The sequence below is a fragment of the Paenibacillus sp. J22P143 genome, from assembly GCF_059692035.1.
Genome location: NZ_JCAUAQ010000039.1, coordinates 17,191 through 34,505, shown reverse-complemented (window position 1 = coordinate 34,505; position 17,315 = coordinate 17,191). Strand labels below are relative to the sequence as shown.

10 protein-coding genes are annotated in these 17,315 nt (G+C 43.3%); all 10 read right to left on the bottom strand.

Features of this window, described 5'->3' with window-relative positions:
• Positions 1-1,047: ABC transporter substrate-binding protein (locus AC58PQ_RS27905; protein WP_497247369.1), on the bottom strand; the 1,047-nt coding region annotated here is incomplete at its 3' end.
• Positions 1,048-1,276: 229 nt separating this feature from the next.
• Entirely contained in the window at positions 1,277-5,578 is a 4,302-nt protein-coding gene (locus AC58PQ_RS27900; RefSeq protein WP_497247367.1) for a carbohydrate-binding protein, read from the bottom strand.
• 326 nt (positions 5,579-5,904) lie between these two features.
• The gene (locus tag AC58PQ_RS27895; protein WP_497247365.1) at positions 5,905-7,182 is read right to left on the bottom strand and encodes an ABC transporter substrate-binding protein; all 1,278 of its coding nucleotides are present in this window, start codon (positions 7,180-7,182) and stop codon (positions 5,905-5,907) included.
• Between the two features lie 25 nt (positions 7,183-7,207).
• Complete coding sequence (locus AC58PQ_RS27890; protein WP_497247363.1) at positions 7,208-8,194, bottom strand: substrate-binding domain-containing protein; 987 nt, start codon at positions 8,192-8,194, stop codon at positions 7,208-7,210.
• Positions 8,184-9,980 carry a cache domain-containing sensor histidine kinase gene (locus tag AC58PQ_RS27885; protein WP_497247361.1) on the bottom strand — a complete coding sequence of 599 codons (1,797 nt, stop codon included), beginning with the start codon at positions 9,978-9,980 and terminating at the stop codon, positions 8,184-8,186. Before AC58PQ_RS27885 ends, AC58PQ_RS27890 begins: the two co-directional genes overlap by 11 nt.
• Complete coding sequence (locus AC58PQ_RS27880) at positions 9,977-11,605, bottom strand: response regulator (protein ID WP_497247359.1); 1,629 nt, start codon at positions 11,603-11,605, stop codon at positions 9,977-9,979. The genes AC58PQ_RS27885 and AC58PQ_RS27880 overlap by 4 nt, the downstream gene beginning before the upstream one ends.
• 310 nt (positions 11,606-11,915) lie before the next feature.
• Entirely contained in the window at positions 11,916-13,034 is a 1,119-nt protein-coding gene (locus AC58PQ_RS27875) for a glycoside hydrolase family 88 protein (RefSeq protein WP_497247357.1), read from the bottom strand.
• Positions 13,035-13,102: 68 nt separating this feature from the next.
• Positions 13,103-15,415: a polysaccharide lyase 8 family protein gene (locus AC58PQ_RS27870; protein WP_497247371.1), complete on the bottom strand. Its 2,313-nt coding sequence runs from the start codon at positions 15,413-15,415 to the stop codon at positions 13,103-13,105.
• A 24-nt stretch (positions 15,416-15,439) separates the two neighbouring features.
• Positions 15,440-16,321 (bottom strand): carbohydrate ABC transporter permease, encoded by an 882-nt coding sequence (locus AC58PQ_RS27865; protein ID WP_497247355.1) that lies wholly within the window; start codon positions 16,319-16,321, stop codon positions 15,440-15,442.
• 13 nt (positions 16,322-16,334) lie between these two features.
• A complete protein-coding gene (locus AC58PQ_RS27860) occupies positions 16,335-17,255 on the bottom strand; it encodes an ABC transporter permease (protein ID WP_497247353.1) in 921 nt (306 codons plus the stop codon).
• Between the last annotated feature and the right edge of the window lie 60 nt (positions 17,256-17,315).

The following is a 17,315-nucleotide window of genomic DNA, read 5'->3' as shown; positions in this document are numbered from 1 at the left end:
TTTCTTAGCGATCCCTACAGTAGACGTGTACGGATTAGCAACGAACTTTCCGCCTTTGTCTTGGCCGATGGAAGGTAAGAATCCAAATTCAAATCCTGCTGGAGTATCTTTAGCCATCTCACTTTCAACCCAGATGCCAGTTGGAATAAATGCTGCTTTGTGCTGCAGCCATTGGGATTGGGATTCCGTGTGATTCAGCGCCGGTGCCCCTTTATCGATGAGACCTTTGTCTCTCATTTCCACAATTTTAGCTAGTGATTTCATAACAGGTTCGCTCTTCCAAACACCTTTTTCAAGCGTATTGATTTTCTTAGAGATGGAAGTGTCATAGTTGTTCATAGCAATAATCGTTGGGTCTAACAAGCCCCCGTTGATGTAGTACGGATAAACCCCCGTATGAATGTAATCGCTCATTTTACCATCAGCTTTAATCTTATCTCCTAAAGCCATGAAACTTTCAAAGTCGGCAGGTGCTTCCCACCCTTTACTTTTGAATAATGCTTTATCATAGAACGTCCCCCAAGATCCGAAGACTAACGGAACTGCATACGCTTTCCCTGGTTTGTACTCCTCCGGTTGTGCGATCAGAAGATCGAGGATCTTCTTCCCATCTACGTTCTTAGCATCCTTCAACCAGTCTGTAATATCCATCAGCTGATCATCCGTTACCATTTGCCTTGTATTGGAGCCGGCTCCGTCAATATAAACAAAGTCAGGCGGGTTACCTTGAATCCAGCGAGGTTTCATTTGATCATTAATTTTGGGACCCGCAGATTCTTTGATCTTCAGATCAGGATTCAGCTTCTGGAACTCACCAATGGCTTGTTTCCACCATGCATCGCCATACCCACCGATAAAGTATTGAATTTCAAAATCCCCGGAAAGCTTTGTTCCCGCAGGACTAGCACTGACTGCCGGTTTGACACTTTCCACAGGTTTTGTGCTTTCTGCAGATTTACTTACAGTATTACTGCCACAACCCGTCAGTGAAAGTATAACGGTCGACAACACCATACCCATTGCCACTGTTTTGTTTGAATTTCTCATTTTAATGACCTCCCTAGTTTTTTGCGTTGCTACTCTTTTATCATAGTGATTTTCACGGTGTAGAACTATTGAAATTAGTACCATAAATAGTTAATAATCTACTGTCTTTTTCCCTCTTATGGGCAAAAAAACAAAGGCCAGGAGCTCACTCCTGACCTTTGTCTTTCAGTTCCTTCGTCTGAATCCAATCCCGTTCGCTTGGTGGATCTAATCTATCATTCGAATCTGTTTAATGAATAATCGCGTACGCTACGATTGCTAGGTCTTCAATGTCAACCTTGCCGTCATGGTTTACATCCGCTTTCTCATTCCAGCCTTCTTGACCTCGACTATTACCATAAGCTGCCGCAACAATAGCCAAGTCTCCAATTGAGACACCATTTCCATTGATATCTGCGGTTATTAGCTTGCTTTCGAACAACTGAACTGCTGCTTCCAATGCGGTTTTCGCATTATTCACCTGCTGCTGAGTCGCGTTCGCATTATTCGCTGTAGCATTAGCCGTATCGATAGCCGACTGCAATTGCGCTTTGGAGCCAACCACGTACAGACCATCTCTATTGCCTTCTGCTGCTGCATTGTACTTCGCCTGAGCACTTGCTATCGACGTATTCAAGAATGATTTGTCTACAGGTGTACTAGGTATAGTTATTTGGATCTCGTGGGAGGAACCGCCCAGCTGCAGCTCATTCCCCGCCCCGTTAGCAATAGCTACATGGCCCACAGAAATTGTCGTACTGGTTGCCTGGGATGCAGATTTAGCCTTAAATTGGATCGCGAGTAAATCGCCTTGGGCAGACACATTCGCACCCACGCTCGCAGCCACAATCCGGAGTTGTCCTGGAGCTGTTTCCTTTTTATCGATGACTTGAAACCCTTCTTTTACAGATGTAACCGCATCGAATTGCACACTTGAAGGGTCATACTGAAGTGTTAGAACTTGGGCATACACTTGCTGGTATACGCTTTGCGTAACGTCTGTCAGCCCCATCGTCAGAGTGAAGGTTTGCCCAGAAGTTACCTGCGATACACCTGTCAATCTAGACTTAGGAGAGAGCTGAATTTGCAATCCGTTCAGTGCTGTCTGCAGACTGACCGCCGCAGCATCGATATCTGCCTGTGTTGCACTTGCACTCGCAGACACGCTAGTCGCCGTCGTTATGGCAGTTTGAAGTGCCGTGTAGCTGACGGCCGTGTACTGGTTAGCATTAACGGCTGCCGCTTGGTTCAACAGCTGCGTGAGCAACGCCTTGTTAATCAACCGTTTCATAAGCTGGATTTCTCCAACGTTAGCAAATCCGCCAGGCGTGTAATAGCGGAAATAACGGAAAGGTGTCTTGTCGGTTACCGCCGCCTTATACCATTTATAACCTCCGCCGAGGTTGCCTACTGTATACAGATTGACGAAGTTCGTTCCATCGTTAGAGCCTTGGAATATCCCTCCGTTCATCCGGCCTATATTACCTGTTCTAGGATAAAACTTGATGGTGTCGATCACTTGCTTATTGTTTGCGCCAAAGTCTACAAGCACCCAGCCTGAATCCGACGTCGTATCGGGCGATGTGTTTAAATTGCCATCGAACGCAAACCAGCCGTTCTGCTGCGTTGTCCCTGTGCCAGGCCATATATTCGAAGAAGCATTGACCATCGATTGCGTAACTGGAATCGATACAGGTGGCACCGGTACTTCGATGTTATTACGAGGTATCTCCCCATACACTTCAAACTCATAAATATTTGAAGCTCCATTTTCAACAGCGTTTTGCCCACTTGTTATGTAGAGGCGAACATACCTTACGGTCGATATCGGTATATACCTGTCCGTGCTGTTGGAAACGTTAGCTTCTACGGAATCAAGGTCATCCCAATCTGTTCCATCCAAACTTCCCTGAATCGAATAATTTTTTGTATTCAGCGATATAGTCTCTCCGCTTCCTCCCGCATGCTTCACTACCCATCTGGCAATACTATAATATTGTCCAAGATCGACCTTCAGCCATTTATCTCCGCTCGTCCCGGACGACCACTTGCTGCCACTTGTAGACGATCCGTCTACTGCTTTGGACGGATCGAATCCCGTCACATTCCCGTTGGCTGTAACCGGCTTGTTCAAAACAACATTAATCGCAGCAGGATCATAGTCTAACGTAGTAACTTTGAACGGGCTGCTTGCATTTGAAACATTTCCTGCTGCATCCTTGGCTTTTACCGTAAATTGATAGGCCGTATTCGCTGTTAGCCCTGTCACTTTATAGCTCGTACTTCCTGTTGTCGATCCAATCAAGGTAGAACCATTATAAACATCGTAGCCAATAACACCTACATTTCCATTGAAATTATCAGCAGCCTTATCCCATGACAAAGTGATCATCGTATCTGTTAGAACTTTCGCAGTGACATTGGAAGGCGTGGTAGGTGCCTGAGTATCTGCGGAAAGAGCATCCGTTGTATAATTTGTGATGGTCCAGGAAGCAATCGTACTTCTTGTGTTGACGTCCCTTCCATTGATGATCACCTTGTCCTTATAAATATCAAAAATCAAAGCTTGTGCGCCATCCACAATAGATCCATCTCTAATCATTGTAAAGTATTGTTCGTTATACAAGTTGCCCGGTATTCTCATATCATCATGCAAATGTCCTGTTATTAAAACGCTTTGAGGATATTGTCCCACAATGTCCTTAACCTTTTGATCCTGAGCCTCGTCGCTATTATAGGGGAAAGGCGAAGAATACGCATGCGACTGGGACACCGTATCTTCTAATGGCTGGTGGAGAAATAAGAATATCGGTTTATCTTTACTTGCACCCTCCGCCAACTTAGCCTTTAACCATTCCAACTGGGTATCCGAAATATAAGCGCCGTCCTTATCATCAGCCTCCGATCCCAGATAGATGAAGTGGTATCCGCTTATCCACTTATCAAAATAAACGCCCGGCATTCCTGTATTATTCAAGAATCTGCTTTTCGCTACTTCGATTCCGCCAACCCATCTTACCTCGTGGTTCCCATATGCAAAATTGCGCTCCACCTGGGGGTACTTATTCATTGTGTTCTTGATGACATTATATTGTGCATCTGTTCCGTAATCGGTAATATCTCCAACAATGCTAACGGATCCCGCATTATTTCGTATTGCGTCCTGCATCGCATTGTCAAGCGCAATATCTTGAGGAGAGCCTTGTGTTGTTGCGTGCGTATCGGAGAAGACCATATAGCTGAATTTATAGCTGGTATCCTTACTCGGATCCGTTGCAGCTAGAACGGTTACACTAATGCTTGTCGACAATGGGACATTATTCGAATTTGTAATATTCGACGGCAGAACTACCGTACCTGAAACCGTAAAACGTTGCTCGGTTTTTAAAGTTGCATCATAACCTGAGGCAGCTACGTTCCAGTTTACAAATGTATTCACATTGACGCCTTCGACTACCAGTACTACATTGCTAGGCAATCCAAGAGCCGCAGGTGTAGGCGCTGTTCCATTTAATACGCCAGTAATCGCTGCAGGGGTTACGACGCTTAACGTCTTCGACCTTATCCCTACTGTAAAAGTTGCTGTCTTACCGCGTACTGTGACAGTCAGGGTCTGGCTGGCCGCCACAGCTGAACTATTGAAGCCACTTACATTAGATGCAGTGACGGCTTCCATCTTTTTCGACCCATCACTGTATGTGCCGGTTACTGCCATGCCGGTGATATCCAGGCTCTCACCGATGATGTAAGACAGCTTTGTTGGTGGTGTTGTTATGGCAATGCTGCTCAATGTTACAATTGCACTGGAAATTACTATGTTGTAGGTAGCTGTCTTACCGCGTACTGTGACTGTCAGTGTCTGGCTGGCCACCGCAGCTGAACTATTGAATCCACTTACATCAGATGCTTTGATGGCTTCCAACCTTGTCGACCCATCACTGTAAGTGCTGGTTACTGCCATACCGGAGATATCCAGGCTCTCCCCGATGCCGTATGTCAGTATCGTTGGTGGTGTCGTTATGGCAATGCTGCTTGTTTTTGAAAACTGAAACCAGTTAATGCTGGCTACATAGCTCTTTCCAGCCGCCACCTTCATTACAAGATAAACATCATGAGTGCCGGTAACATTGGTAATATCGGCAGATTGCGTCTGGTAGACAGTCCAATTGTTAGGGTCAGTAGTTGCAACAGTGAGTGTTCCCGCTAAAGTACCTGTCGGACTGCCAAGCCTGATTTCAATATTACCGCCTCCATTTTCTCCCTTTACTGAAAGTCTAGCACTAAATTTTGTAGCGCCATTAACACCACTACCAAAATCAATACCGTTATATACTAAATACTGGCCGTTACTCGTACCTCCAATACATTGTCCACCTTCTGCGCAAGCTCCAGTGTTCAGTTCGGTCCCCGACTTGGAATTAAAGCTTTCTGCTTCTATCCGACTATAGGCGTCGCTTGCTGCATGCACTGGCATATAGCCAGCAAGGTTGCTGAAAATGAGTGTAACCATCAGGATGAACGAGAGTGACGACTTTTTGAGCTTCGCTACCATAAAATACATCTCCTTAATATCTTATATCTTGCTTTCCGGCCCACAGTTTGAAACTTTTTCTGAAATTCAATAACATTCATCGTTTCAACTCTTATTTATCATCGAAGAAATTCCCCCTTTCATATAAATGCTATGGGTTGGTTATTTTTTGATAACTGATCTTTGTAGGAAGTATTGGCAATGTCTGGGGCGGTTTACATATAGTGTCCTATTTTTCCTGGTTCTTTGACATAGAATAATTATATATTCCTAGTAAAATTTATAGATTATGATTTAAACTTATTGTAAAACTCATCAAATAAAGATTGAGCAATAAGACAAATCGTTTAGCGGCTTTTATCCATCGCGATCTGTTGCAGCCGGTCGAGTGCTTGTTTTGGAGTTGTCTGACCAAGTAAAATAGTCTGCCCCATATTCCTGGTTGCATTTACGACAGCCGACCATGCTGGGTGATTAATTGGGTAGAACCTTGCGTTTTTTATGGAGTCAAGATTTTGTTTCATGAATGTATCATTCGCCGCTAATTTATCGCCAACTGTACGAGTGGTTGGAAGAAACCCTTCCTTTTGGACAAATCCTTCATAACGGGAATCTTCATAGATAAAATCAAGAAATTTACGCAATGCCGCTTTGTTGGTATGATCTGTCTTGAAGGACATCAACACATCCTGTACACCTAATACGAATGGCGTTTGTCCTTCTTTCACCGGGATAGGCCCTTTCGCCCATTTTAGTCCTGGAAACTCATTCGGGACGACAGTCTCAAAGTAGTTGCCGGAAATGAGCATGCCTAACTTGCCATTCCCCAGGATACGTTGTTTCTCATCGCGTGTCGTAACCGCAGGCTCGGGATCTGTCACCCCCTTATCATAAAGCTCCTTTAGAAATGTTATTCCTTCTACATTTTCTGGAGAATTAATCGCCCATTCATCCTTATTCATCCAACCTCCTCCAGCTCCGTAGAAAAAGTATGAGAGATAAGCCCAAATTTCATTGTCCGTAAAATCCACGCCGAAACCGTTCACCTGTTTCCTATCCTTGATTTTACGCGCAACTTCCTCCAAATCGTTCCACGTTTTTGGCGTTTCTGTAAGGCCCGCTTCATTGAAAATATCTTTGTTATAATAAAGTTCTCTTATCGTAGTTACATAAGGAACCGTATATTGAATGCCCTGCATTGTACTGCTATCCATAAGAAAAGGGTAAAATTTTCCGTACAATTCAGGAGAAAGAAGGTCTTGCATACTGTTCAGCAAGCCATCCTTTGCAAAATGCGCATAAATGTTCGATAGCAGCAAATCCGGGGGTTGATTGCGGCTAATCATTGTATTGTAAGCGCTATCTAGATTATCCCAATTAATGACCTGCAGTTCGACCTCGATATTCGGATATTTCGACTCGAATTCTTTTACCACATTTTCAAAAAAAGGCCTTGTAGACGAGCTATACTCAGGAGCCACAAAGGTGATTTTCGCTTTTGCCTCATCATCGCCTACAACCGAATGTGGCGCGTTCCTCCACATGCACCCAGTTAGAAGAATTAACGGAAGTTGGAGAACTGCAAGCAAAGCTACCCTTTTATTTTTATCTAATTTTCCAATCAAATCGACCACCCCTTCCGTCATACCACTACTTCTCAACCAAAGGGAAAAGCAACTCTTGGTTTTCTTGCGTATACATATTTTCCTTGGTAATAACTACAGCATCTATGTTTACCTGTGGGTTCACTTTAATCCCGTTTAGTGCCTGTACCGTCGTTTCAATGGACATATAACCTAAATTGAACGGCTTTTCTATGATTGTTGCCTGTAAAATTCCTTCTTCCAATAGTTTGATTCCGTATATGGAACTGTCAACGCCTACAATCTTCACTTTATCTGTCTTTCTGTTTTCCTTAACAGCTCTTGCTGCGCCTAAAGCAGAAGTTTCATTCAATCCGGCAATGCCTTGGATATCCGGATACAAGGACAGCAGATTCTTCACCAGATCGTATGCTGAATCCTCTGTTCCATCGAACTCGTAATTTCCTACATAGTCAACGCCAGGGAACTCAGCAATCGCTTCTCTAAATCCGTCCATACGTTCCTGCTCCGCTATCGACCCTTTGCTGCTGAGAGTCATGACTCTGGATAATTTACCTTTCTGCTCGCCAGCCAGTATCAAGCCAGCTTTTCTCCCCGCTTGGTTGTTGTTAGTTGTAATTAGGCTAGTCGCATCCGAGTCATGAATCGGCGAGCCGATCAAGATAAGCTTGATGCCGGATTCCTTAATTTTTTGAGCAGCCGGCGTAAGCCGATCGTAATCGGTTGCTGCAAGGACGATAGCATCAGGCTTTTTCAGTAGAACTTCGTCTATGTTGCGAATTTGTCCAACCGTATCCGTTTCTGATATCGGACCCGTGATCTCGATATTTGCAGCATATTCCTTCGCAGCCGCTTTCACACCTGCACTAACCATTTGCCAATAGTCTGAGCGAATATTGTTCGTTTTTAAAACAACTGCTATTTCAAACTTTCTTTGATTCGTGATGTGCAGCATTTCCACACTGAAGACCACAATAAATCCGATTGCAATTATAAGCAGCACTGCCCAAAAAACTGGTTTTTTATGGGCCATCTATAACTCCTTTCTGGACACATTTGGGTAATATGATCGTAACCTCAGTACCTTCCCACTTTTCGCTCTTAAAAGAAAGACCAAACTCATTCCCGAAAAGTTTGATACGCTCATTTACATTAATAACTCCAATTCCCCTCATGATGCCTTCTTTCACCTTCAAAATGTGATTTAGCTTTTCCGTTTCCATACCTACACCATCATCTGCAACAACAAAAACGATCGTTTCCCCGTCATCTCTGCCCGTTATTTTAACTAGACCGTTTTCTAACTTATTTTTGATACCATGATAAATGGCGTTTTCAACAATAGGCTGCAAAATAATTTTAGGAATATGCACGTCAAGAATACTAGGGTCAACGTCAATATGAAAATCCAACTTATCCTTATATCTCAATCTTTGAATCAACAAATAGCTGGTAATATGCTCAATTTCTACCCGAATGGGGACTGTTTCATTATTTTTATTAATAATCGAGCGAAACAGCTTGGCTAGTGAAGAAGTCATCAGAACAACCTCATCGTACTTCTTACGTTCCGCCATCCAAATAATCGAATCGAGGGTATTATACAGGAAATGGGGATTAATCTGTGCTTCAAGCAGCTTCATTTCATTCTTTCGTTTACTTTCTTCGTTCTGAATAATTTGATGCATTAAATCTTTGATTCTGCCAACCATGATATTGAAGGTATGACCCAGCTGTCCAATTTCGTTTTCGCTCCGAAATTCAGATCGGATACTGAAGTCTCCTTTTTCCACTTGCTTCATGTTGCTCTGTAGCATCTTGATGGGGTGTGAGAGATGACGGGAAAGGAAGAAAGAAAGGTACAATGCGATGACTATAGCTACAATTGTCCATAAAAAATAAGACAAATTGATTTGATACTGGTTAGCGATCAACTCGCTTGCATAAGCGACACCAACTATTTTCCAACCGAAGTGAGTCTCTTGTGTGGTGTAGATCCTTTTTTTGTTTCCCTCACCAGTTATGAAGCTTCCGCTGCTGGATTGCTTGACTTCATCTATCATTTCCTCTTTCAGCTTGCTGTTAATCAGCTTTTGCTGCGGGTGATAAACGATATTTCCATTCTTATCGACAATGAATACATATCCTCTTTTACCCAGGTTAATATGATTGCAAATTTCGTTAATCGCACTCAAATTCAAATCAACCAAAAAAATGCCTTCACCTGTAATGCCGTCTGCACTCTTCAACTCCCGGCTTAATGAAACCACCCACCTGTACTCATTCTGAATAATGTTTTGCACATGCGGGGCAGAGATCACCGACTTACCGCCCTCCGCTTTCGCATTTTTGTACCAAGGCTGTTCCTCAAGGTTGGAGTTTTCATTCAAACTTGTAATTCTGCGATCTGAGACAAAGCGATTATTGTATCCAAAAACCATAATCGAGGCAATATCTTTACGGGTAATTAATATCGATTGAAATAAATCGGATATTCTTTTCTCATACGGCCTGCGTTCCTCATCGCTAATAAAGCTCGTTTCCGTAATGTAATATTTCACATCTTTATTCGTCGATGCCAGTATAGAGATATCTTCCATGTTGGTTATGTAGGATTGGATATTGATATTTACCTGCTGAATAATTTCTGATATGTAGTGCTTGGAATTCATTTCTACGGCGTCAGCCGAGAGAAAGTAGGAAATAAAGCTCGTGATAACAATTAGAAATAAAATTAAGCAAGAAAAGACGGCAGAAATACTGGACTGGATGCTTCTAAATTTAAAAAGAAACAATCCTACGTCTCTTTCTTTTCTCATTGGACTTTCTCCCTCGACAACTTTTCTCGAAACCCTTTAGGCGTCAAACCCGTATGTTTCTTAAACAGTACACTAAAGTATTGGGGATCGATGTAGCCTACTTTGGATGCCACTTCATAAGATTTCAACGGCGTATACTGTAGCAAATTCTTTGCTTTTTCAATGCGAACCCATGTCACAAATTCCATAATCGTAAATTCTTTATGCTGCTTAAATACGGTACTGAAGTAGCTTTTGCTTAAGTGGACGTGGCGGCAAATTTCATCGACTGAAAGGTTCTCGTTCACATAGTGCTTCTCAATATAGGCAATCACACTCAGAACCTTTATCTTGGATTGATCTTGTCTTTGCTCCGAAATATAGGAAATGACTTCTTTACAAATCGTGATGAGACGGGTTTCAATTTCATCTAATGTTTTGAAGCGATTGATATCTTGGAGTACGATGTCATGTCCTTTAAAATGGACAATGTCATTCCCAGATACTTCGTGAATCGTATTGACAATAGCGATAATGATCGATTGAATTTGCAAATAACAGCCACTCATTGGCATCAAGGAAGCCTTCAGGCTATTTATTAATTGTCCAATTAGTACTTTGGCTTCTTCGAATGTCCCTGTTTTTATCAGAGTAGAAAACTTGCGGTTCCATTCGATGTTAAGCTGCTGCTCGGGTTTATTCGCCCATTCCATGTCCAGAATGCTAATAACCCTATTTTCACCAAGAAGGAATCTGTAATCCAAGGCGGAAATTGCACCTTTGTAAGAATGCGAGAGTTCGTTCATCGTTCTACATAGGATACCCACACCAATGGTAACCGTGAACTTTAAATACTTCTCCACACAGAAACGAATCACTTCCGTTACATTGAGAGCGGTCTCATAAGGCTCACCTTCCGACTCTCCAGAAAAGATAACGATCATTCTTTCTTCCCTCGTTCGAAAGAGGACCGCTTCTTTTCCCTCCATAACTTCTTGAATAATATTGAAGGCTGCGGACCGGAAAAGCTCTGGATCGTTATGCCAGTCCCACTTTCCTTTAATATGTTCGTCTAATTCGTCAATCTCTATGGCTACGACAAGATAAGGTGGTGACATCAACGGAATACCGAAATATTGCATCCTATCGTGAATGGTGTCACCCCTTAATGTCCCGTTGATTAACTGTTCTAAAAAACGTTCCTTTAATAATGGCAAGCTTTGGTGGAGTTGCATCTTGAGATGAGAAAGATTTTCCCGATTCTCTGTTTCCATATCCATATCAGCTTTTACTTTATCTAGCAAACTTCGAAGCTCGTTAGCCGTAATTGGTTTTACAATAAAATCATGTACCTTCAAGCGAAGTGCTTTCTGAGCATAGTCGAACTCATCATGGCCTGTAAGGATAATCACCTTGATAAATGGAAATTTTAAATGTATGTGTCTAGTCAGTTCAATGCCGTCCATTATTGGCATACAGATATCAGACAAAACAAGATCTGGTCTTAGTTCCGATATGGCTTCCAAAGCTTCACTGCCATTCCTATAAACACCAATACACTCAAAACCGTGTTGCTCCCACTCTATGGTCTCTTTAATACCTTCCCTTACTTCAACTTCGTCATCTACGATCACGATTCTATACAATATGTTCACCTCTTGTGCTGCTCTAATCTTTTGTAATGGCAATTGGCAAATTTCGCTAAATATTTATTTCCTAATAGTATACAAGTCGTTACACTTATTTGGACATAGAACATTTATAGATGTTTTCAGAAATGATTGACATACACGCACATACAAAAGAAGCCTGCCTGAGCAGGTGAAAACATGCTGGAAATGAAAATTAGGAAGAGAAAATAAAAAAAGCCCTACGATTTCTCGTAAGGCACTTGAAAATTCCGGATATGGCGTATATTCATTGATTAGGAATTTGATGTACTACGCTTTTACGCTCCTACCAGTAGCTCTTCAGCCCTTTTTCCATACGAAGTAGTGCTTCCAAGTAATAATAATCCCCCCAGATCATGAAATCATCCGGGGAAGAATTCCCTCTCACATGATACGAGCCACGCTTCAACAGCCCTTGTGCTTCCGGCTCGCTGATCGTTGAGTAATTCAATACGAGCGACTCCATAGAACGAGTGACCGCTTCTTTGAATAATTCAGTCTCAACATCCGAAGGATCTAAATGCTCCAACATTTCCAGCATGCCGCACGCAGCAATTGCCGAGGCTGAGCTGTCTCTGTAAGTGCTGTCCGTAATCTCCGCGTTAAAATCCCAATAAGCTACGCTGTCTGCTGGCAAGTTCTTAATGAAATACTTTGCCAACCGTTTGGAAACTTCCAAAAATAATGGATTTTTGGTATATCGGTAAGAAAGCGCAAATCCATAAATCCCCCACGCCTGTCCACGTGTCCAGGTTGATCCGTTCGTATAGCCTTGATGTGTTGAGCCGCCTATCGGCTCGCCTGTTTCTTGATTAAAGTGGAACGTATGATACGAGGAATCATCCCCTCGTACCAGATAGCGTCTGCTTTTTTCGGCATGAAGGATAGCTGCTTCTCTGAACTTTGGATCTCCGGTTTGCTCGGATGCCCAATAAAGCAACGGCAAATTCATCAGACAGTCGATAATGATACGGCCACCTTGTTCTGAATCGCCGATCGGCCCCCAGGCTTGTATATAACCTCCTTGTTCTCGCCAACGTTCCATCAGCTTCTCAGCTGCATGAATCGTTAGAACCATCGCGATCCCGTTTTCCTCGACCATCCACTGGGCTTTAGAGGATAAAATATAAAGAAACCCAATATCATGATGTTCCAATGCGATATCCTTCTTCAAACGGTCTTGAAAGCTCTCGACTGTTCTTCGCGCAGCCAAACGAAATTCAGAATCATTCGTAGCCTCATAACACAACCAAAGCAGTCCCGACCAGAATCCATCCGTCCATTCGTCGTTTGCATTTAGTATATAGTCTTTGCCTTCTGTGCTAACGTGAGGGAACAAATCCCCAAAACGGGTAATATTAAATCTTGTTTTTTGTACCGCATCCTCAATTGCTCGATTCCACATCTTAGCTTTCACTCCCCTAGTAATGGTCTGGTATTGCATAACTCCTATATGCTGTATCCAGTTGTACGTTATAATCCTAAGCTAAATTTGGCGCTGAACGTTTTGCCCAATGATCCATTTACATGAACGGTCACCTTAATGGTCGGACTTAACTGCGTCACCGTAATGCCAGGATCTAGACAAATCACTGCCGTTGCGCTTCGGTTGATCTCGATATTAATCGTCCCCGTGTTGGACTGAGTCGGGTCGGAAATTCCGGCATCGATCTGATTCAAACTTTCCAGCGTCGTAACAGAAGCCTTCTTATCGCTTGTTATAAAACTCGTTCCTCCTATGGAAACGGTTTGTACCGCATCATGCCAGAAGTTGGCACCTACCGCGTTCAGTGATGTGTCCTTCACAGCCTGAGCATCCACCGAATTCTCTAGGATGACGACATCCGAATTCTTCGCATAGTTGGCCATCTCCGCTGCGCTTTTATTGGGAAACACGATATACGCATAAGAAGCATCTGTTGGATTCGCACCGTGATCAAACGCAAGGCTCAAGTAGCTTTTCGTATAAGACGTCGTGCTACCGTATTGATTAATATCACGCCAAGCTCCCTCTCTAGACTCTAGAAGTCCATTTATGTCAGCAGGAACAGGGAAATAATAGCCGATATCGGAACCGCTCACACTGCTTGCTAAATGCGCCCATTGCACCCTAGTCATGGTCTCACACCATTCGAACACATCCGGTTTCACGAGACCATTCACTGTCAAAGTATTGTCACCTTCCGTGTTCAGCTTACGGTTCTCGATGATGGTTTCCACGTTAGCGTTGTTGGCATTGGTAATTCCTGCCCCTAAGGCGACCATTTTATCACCAAATAAAAACCAAGATTTCTTGCCTCGGAGTGGACTTCCCGTGTTCTCGGAGAGTGCAAACTGCATGCCTGCGGTACTGTAAAGCCCACCAACAGTCGATCCTCCTACCCAAACATTAGGGTTTAGGTATTTCGCCCACGCGATAGGCGCGCCGCTGTCTGTTCCGTCCGTCGTCGTTCCCGGCAGACGATACCTATTAACAGTGGCCCAATACTGATCGCTGTATTGATTCAAATCGTTATTGTACAATTGCGTCATGCCTGCGCCCGTCCACCAAGCTTGAGAATTCTCCCCGTTTCCATATGAAAATGCAGAAACTCGTTCGGAAAACATACATAGACCGATGCCGAAGCCGGGACGCAGATGTACAACACGATCCATACTCGCGAAAACATGAGACTTCACTAGTTCTTCGCTTGGAAGAATGGAAGAATCCCTCATCGTCGCTTTAAGCAATTTAATATTGAATATAGACAAAGCATCAAAGTAGTTCGTAAACGTTGTATCCGCCTGAACCCACGCCTTCGCCATGCTTTTGAACAGAGCTGCTTGGTGAGCCGGCGCCGATTCAGCCAGTAGTAGAATCGCTGTGATCACATTTCTCCCTGTTAGATGATCCTGCTCTCCTTGTCTCGATAGCTTCCGCCCGCTTACCATATCCATCATAGCGCCTTTATAAATGAGCGGCTGATAAGCATGTATGACCCATTCATACACATGAACTGCCTGTGGATCGGTCACCGACCAACTGGATCCATTCAGGATATAGAACAGCTTGGCCATATCATCCAGAAGCACATATCCGTAACTGCCGGTATACGGTACACAACCATGCTGGATAAATGAACCGTCAACATAATAGCCGTCCCCATTCGTTACATACGGGAAAATCTGACTTAACGCGTCTCTACCTTGGGTGATTTTCGAGCTCGATTGGTCTATAATACCGCGAATAATGAGAGCCAGCGCTTTATCCGCTCGATTAGCACCTGTTTCCGCAGCATCATTAAGAACTCGTTTCTCCGCATCGGGACACCACTTGTCTATGGCACTGATATAATTACTGATTTGAGCAGCAGACAAATGATCATACATCAAGACCATGATGTCATTCAGCCTTAACGGCGAACCGATTTCCCAATCCCACCAATTGTCGATTTCAGACTTGTAAGCATGATATGGATTCGTATACATCCAATCGAGCCCGTCGATGATACCACCTGCAAGCTCAACATTGCCTTGAAGATAAGAACCGTTTGTAGAAAAAGCAAGCGCCATGGACAACAGACGATTATAGTTGCTTGTTATGGTGGAAGAAATCGTCCAGTCCGATAAGTCGCTCCAAAGGTAAGTTCGGTTTACATCCTTATCGAGTGATGTCCAATGCTGTAAAGCTGTAGAACTGATGCTCTCTAATCTCGTTGTAATATCCGCCAGGTCAGCGAGGCTGCATACACCTCCTCCTGTAAGGAAGCTTTTCCACTTTACCCTTAGTTCGTCATATTCATTCATAACCAAAGTCATCAACTCCCGATATCACCCTTTGACTGCTCCAATCATGACACCTTTAACAAAATATTTTTGCAAGAATGGATAGAGCAAAAGAATAGGTCCTGTAGCTACGATGATCGTAGCGTACTTGATGGTCTCTCCAACCGGCATTTTATCGGCTCCGCCAACACCTGTCATCATGCTGTCCGTGCTGTTGGAGATCAAGATTTCTCTCAGAATGAGCTGCAGTGGGAATAACTCACGTGTCCGCAAGTAAATCAAAGCATTAAACCATGCATTCCAGTGTCCCACACCGTAGAAAAGAATCATAACAGCTACGGTAGGCATAGACAGCGGCAGGATGATACGGAACAAAATCGTAAAATCGTTGGCTCCTTCCAGTTTAGCCGACTCTTCCAAACTCACCGGGACTCCTTGAAAGGATGTCCGCATGATAATCAGATTCCAAGCGCTCATTGCCGCAGGGAAAATTAACGCCCATCTGCTGTCCAGTAAGCCAAGATTTTTGATGAGCATGAAGTTCGGGATTAATCCTCCGCTGAAAAACATCGTGAATACAATCATCATCATAATCGGATTCTTCCATAGCACATTCTCCCTGGAAAGGGCGTAGGCTCCGAGAGAAGTCATTAGGATATTGATGGTTGTTCCAATGGCAACATAGAATAAAGTATTTACATATCCTGTTAAAATCATGGGGTTATCAAAAACTGCCTTGAAGGCATCCAATGAAAATCCAAGCGGTTTAATCAATAATCCCGTATGCTTCACAATAGCAGCCGGGTCACTGATGGAAGCGAATAAAACATAGACTAAAGGATATAAAGTGGCGAGCGACAATGCCGCCAAGAAAAGCATGTTGGAGGTTTCGAAGACGATATCTCCAATTGAACGTTTTATCTGCACGGTGCATCACTCCTTACCAAAGTTTGGTTTCGCTGTACTTTTTGCTGATTGTGTTTGCGAGCAATAAGAAGCCGAAATTAATAACTGAATTGAATAAGCCCACCGCGGCGGTATAGCTATAATTAGCCTCCATAATCCCTTTGCGGTAAACAAAGGTACCAATAACATCCGCTGTTTCATAAGTCATCGGATTATACATGAGCAAAATCTTTTCATCACCAACCGTCATGACATGACCAATCCGCAAAATAAACAGAATGATGATTGTAGATGTAATGCCTGGCAGAGTTACGTTCAGCAGTTGCTTAAAACGTCCTGCACCATCCACCCTAGCTGCTTCATATAAGGAAGGATCAATGGTGGTAATGGCCGCAAGATAGATGATGGTGCCCCAACCTACTTCTTTCCAAATACCTGAAACAATGTATGTGAAACGGAACCACTCCGGCTTTTGCAAAAATGAAATCGGCTGACTGCCGAACATCTCAACTAATTGATTGATCATTCCCCGCGTCGATAAGAAGTCAACCATCATACCGACGATAACGACGACGGATATAAAGTGAGGAAGGTAAGTAATGGTCTGTACGCTTTGCTTGAACCATCGCAAACGGACTTCGTTAAGCAATAGTGCTAAGATGATCGGTGCAGGAAACCCAAAAAGAATATCATAGAAGCTGAGTATCAGCGTATTTTTGATGATCGGTAAGAAATACTGACTTTCGAAAAATTGTTTAAAATACGTAAGTCCAGCCCAGTCGCTGCCCATAATGCCAAGTCTCGGCGAGAATTCCTTAAAAGCGATTTGCACCCCATACATTGGACCGTAATGAAACACTGCATAGTAAAGCACGACCGGCAACAGCATCAAATATATGATTTTGTTACGTCTGAAGTCCTTTGCTACGATCGTGCCGAATCGTTCTTTCTTCATCTTTTCTTCCACTCCTATCCCATAAAATTCACATGCCAAATAGCCCCATTGAAGAGAATC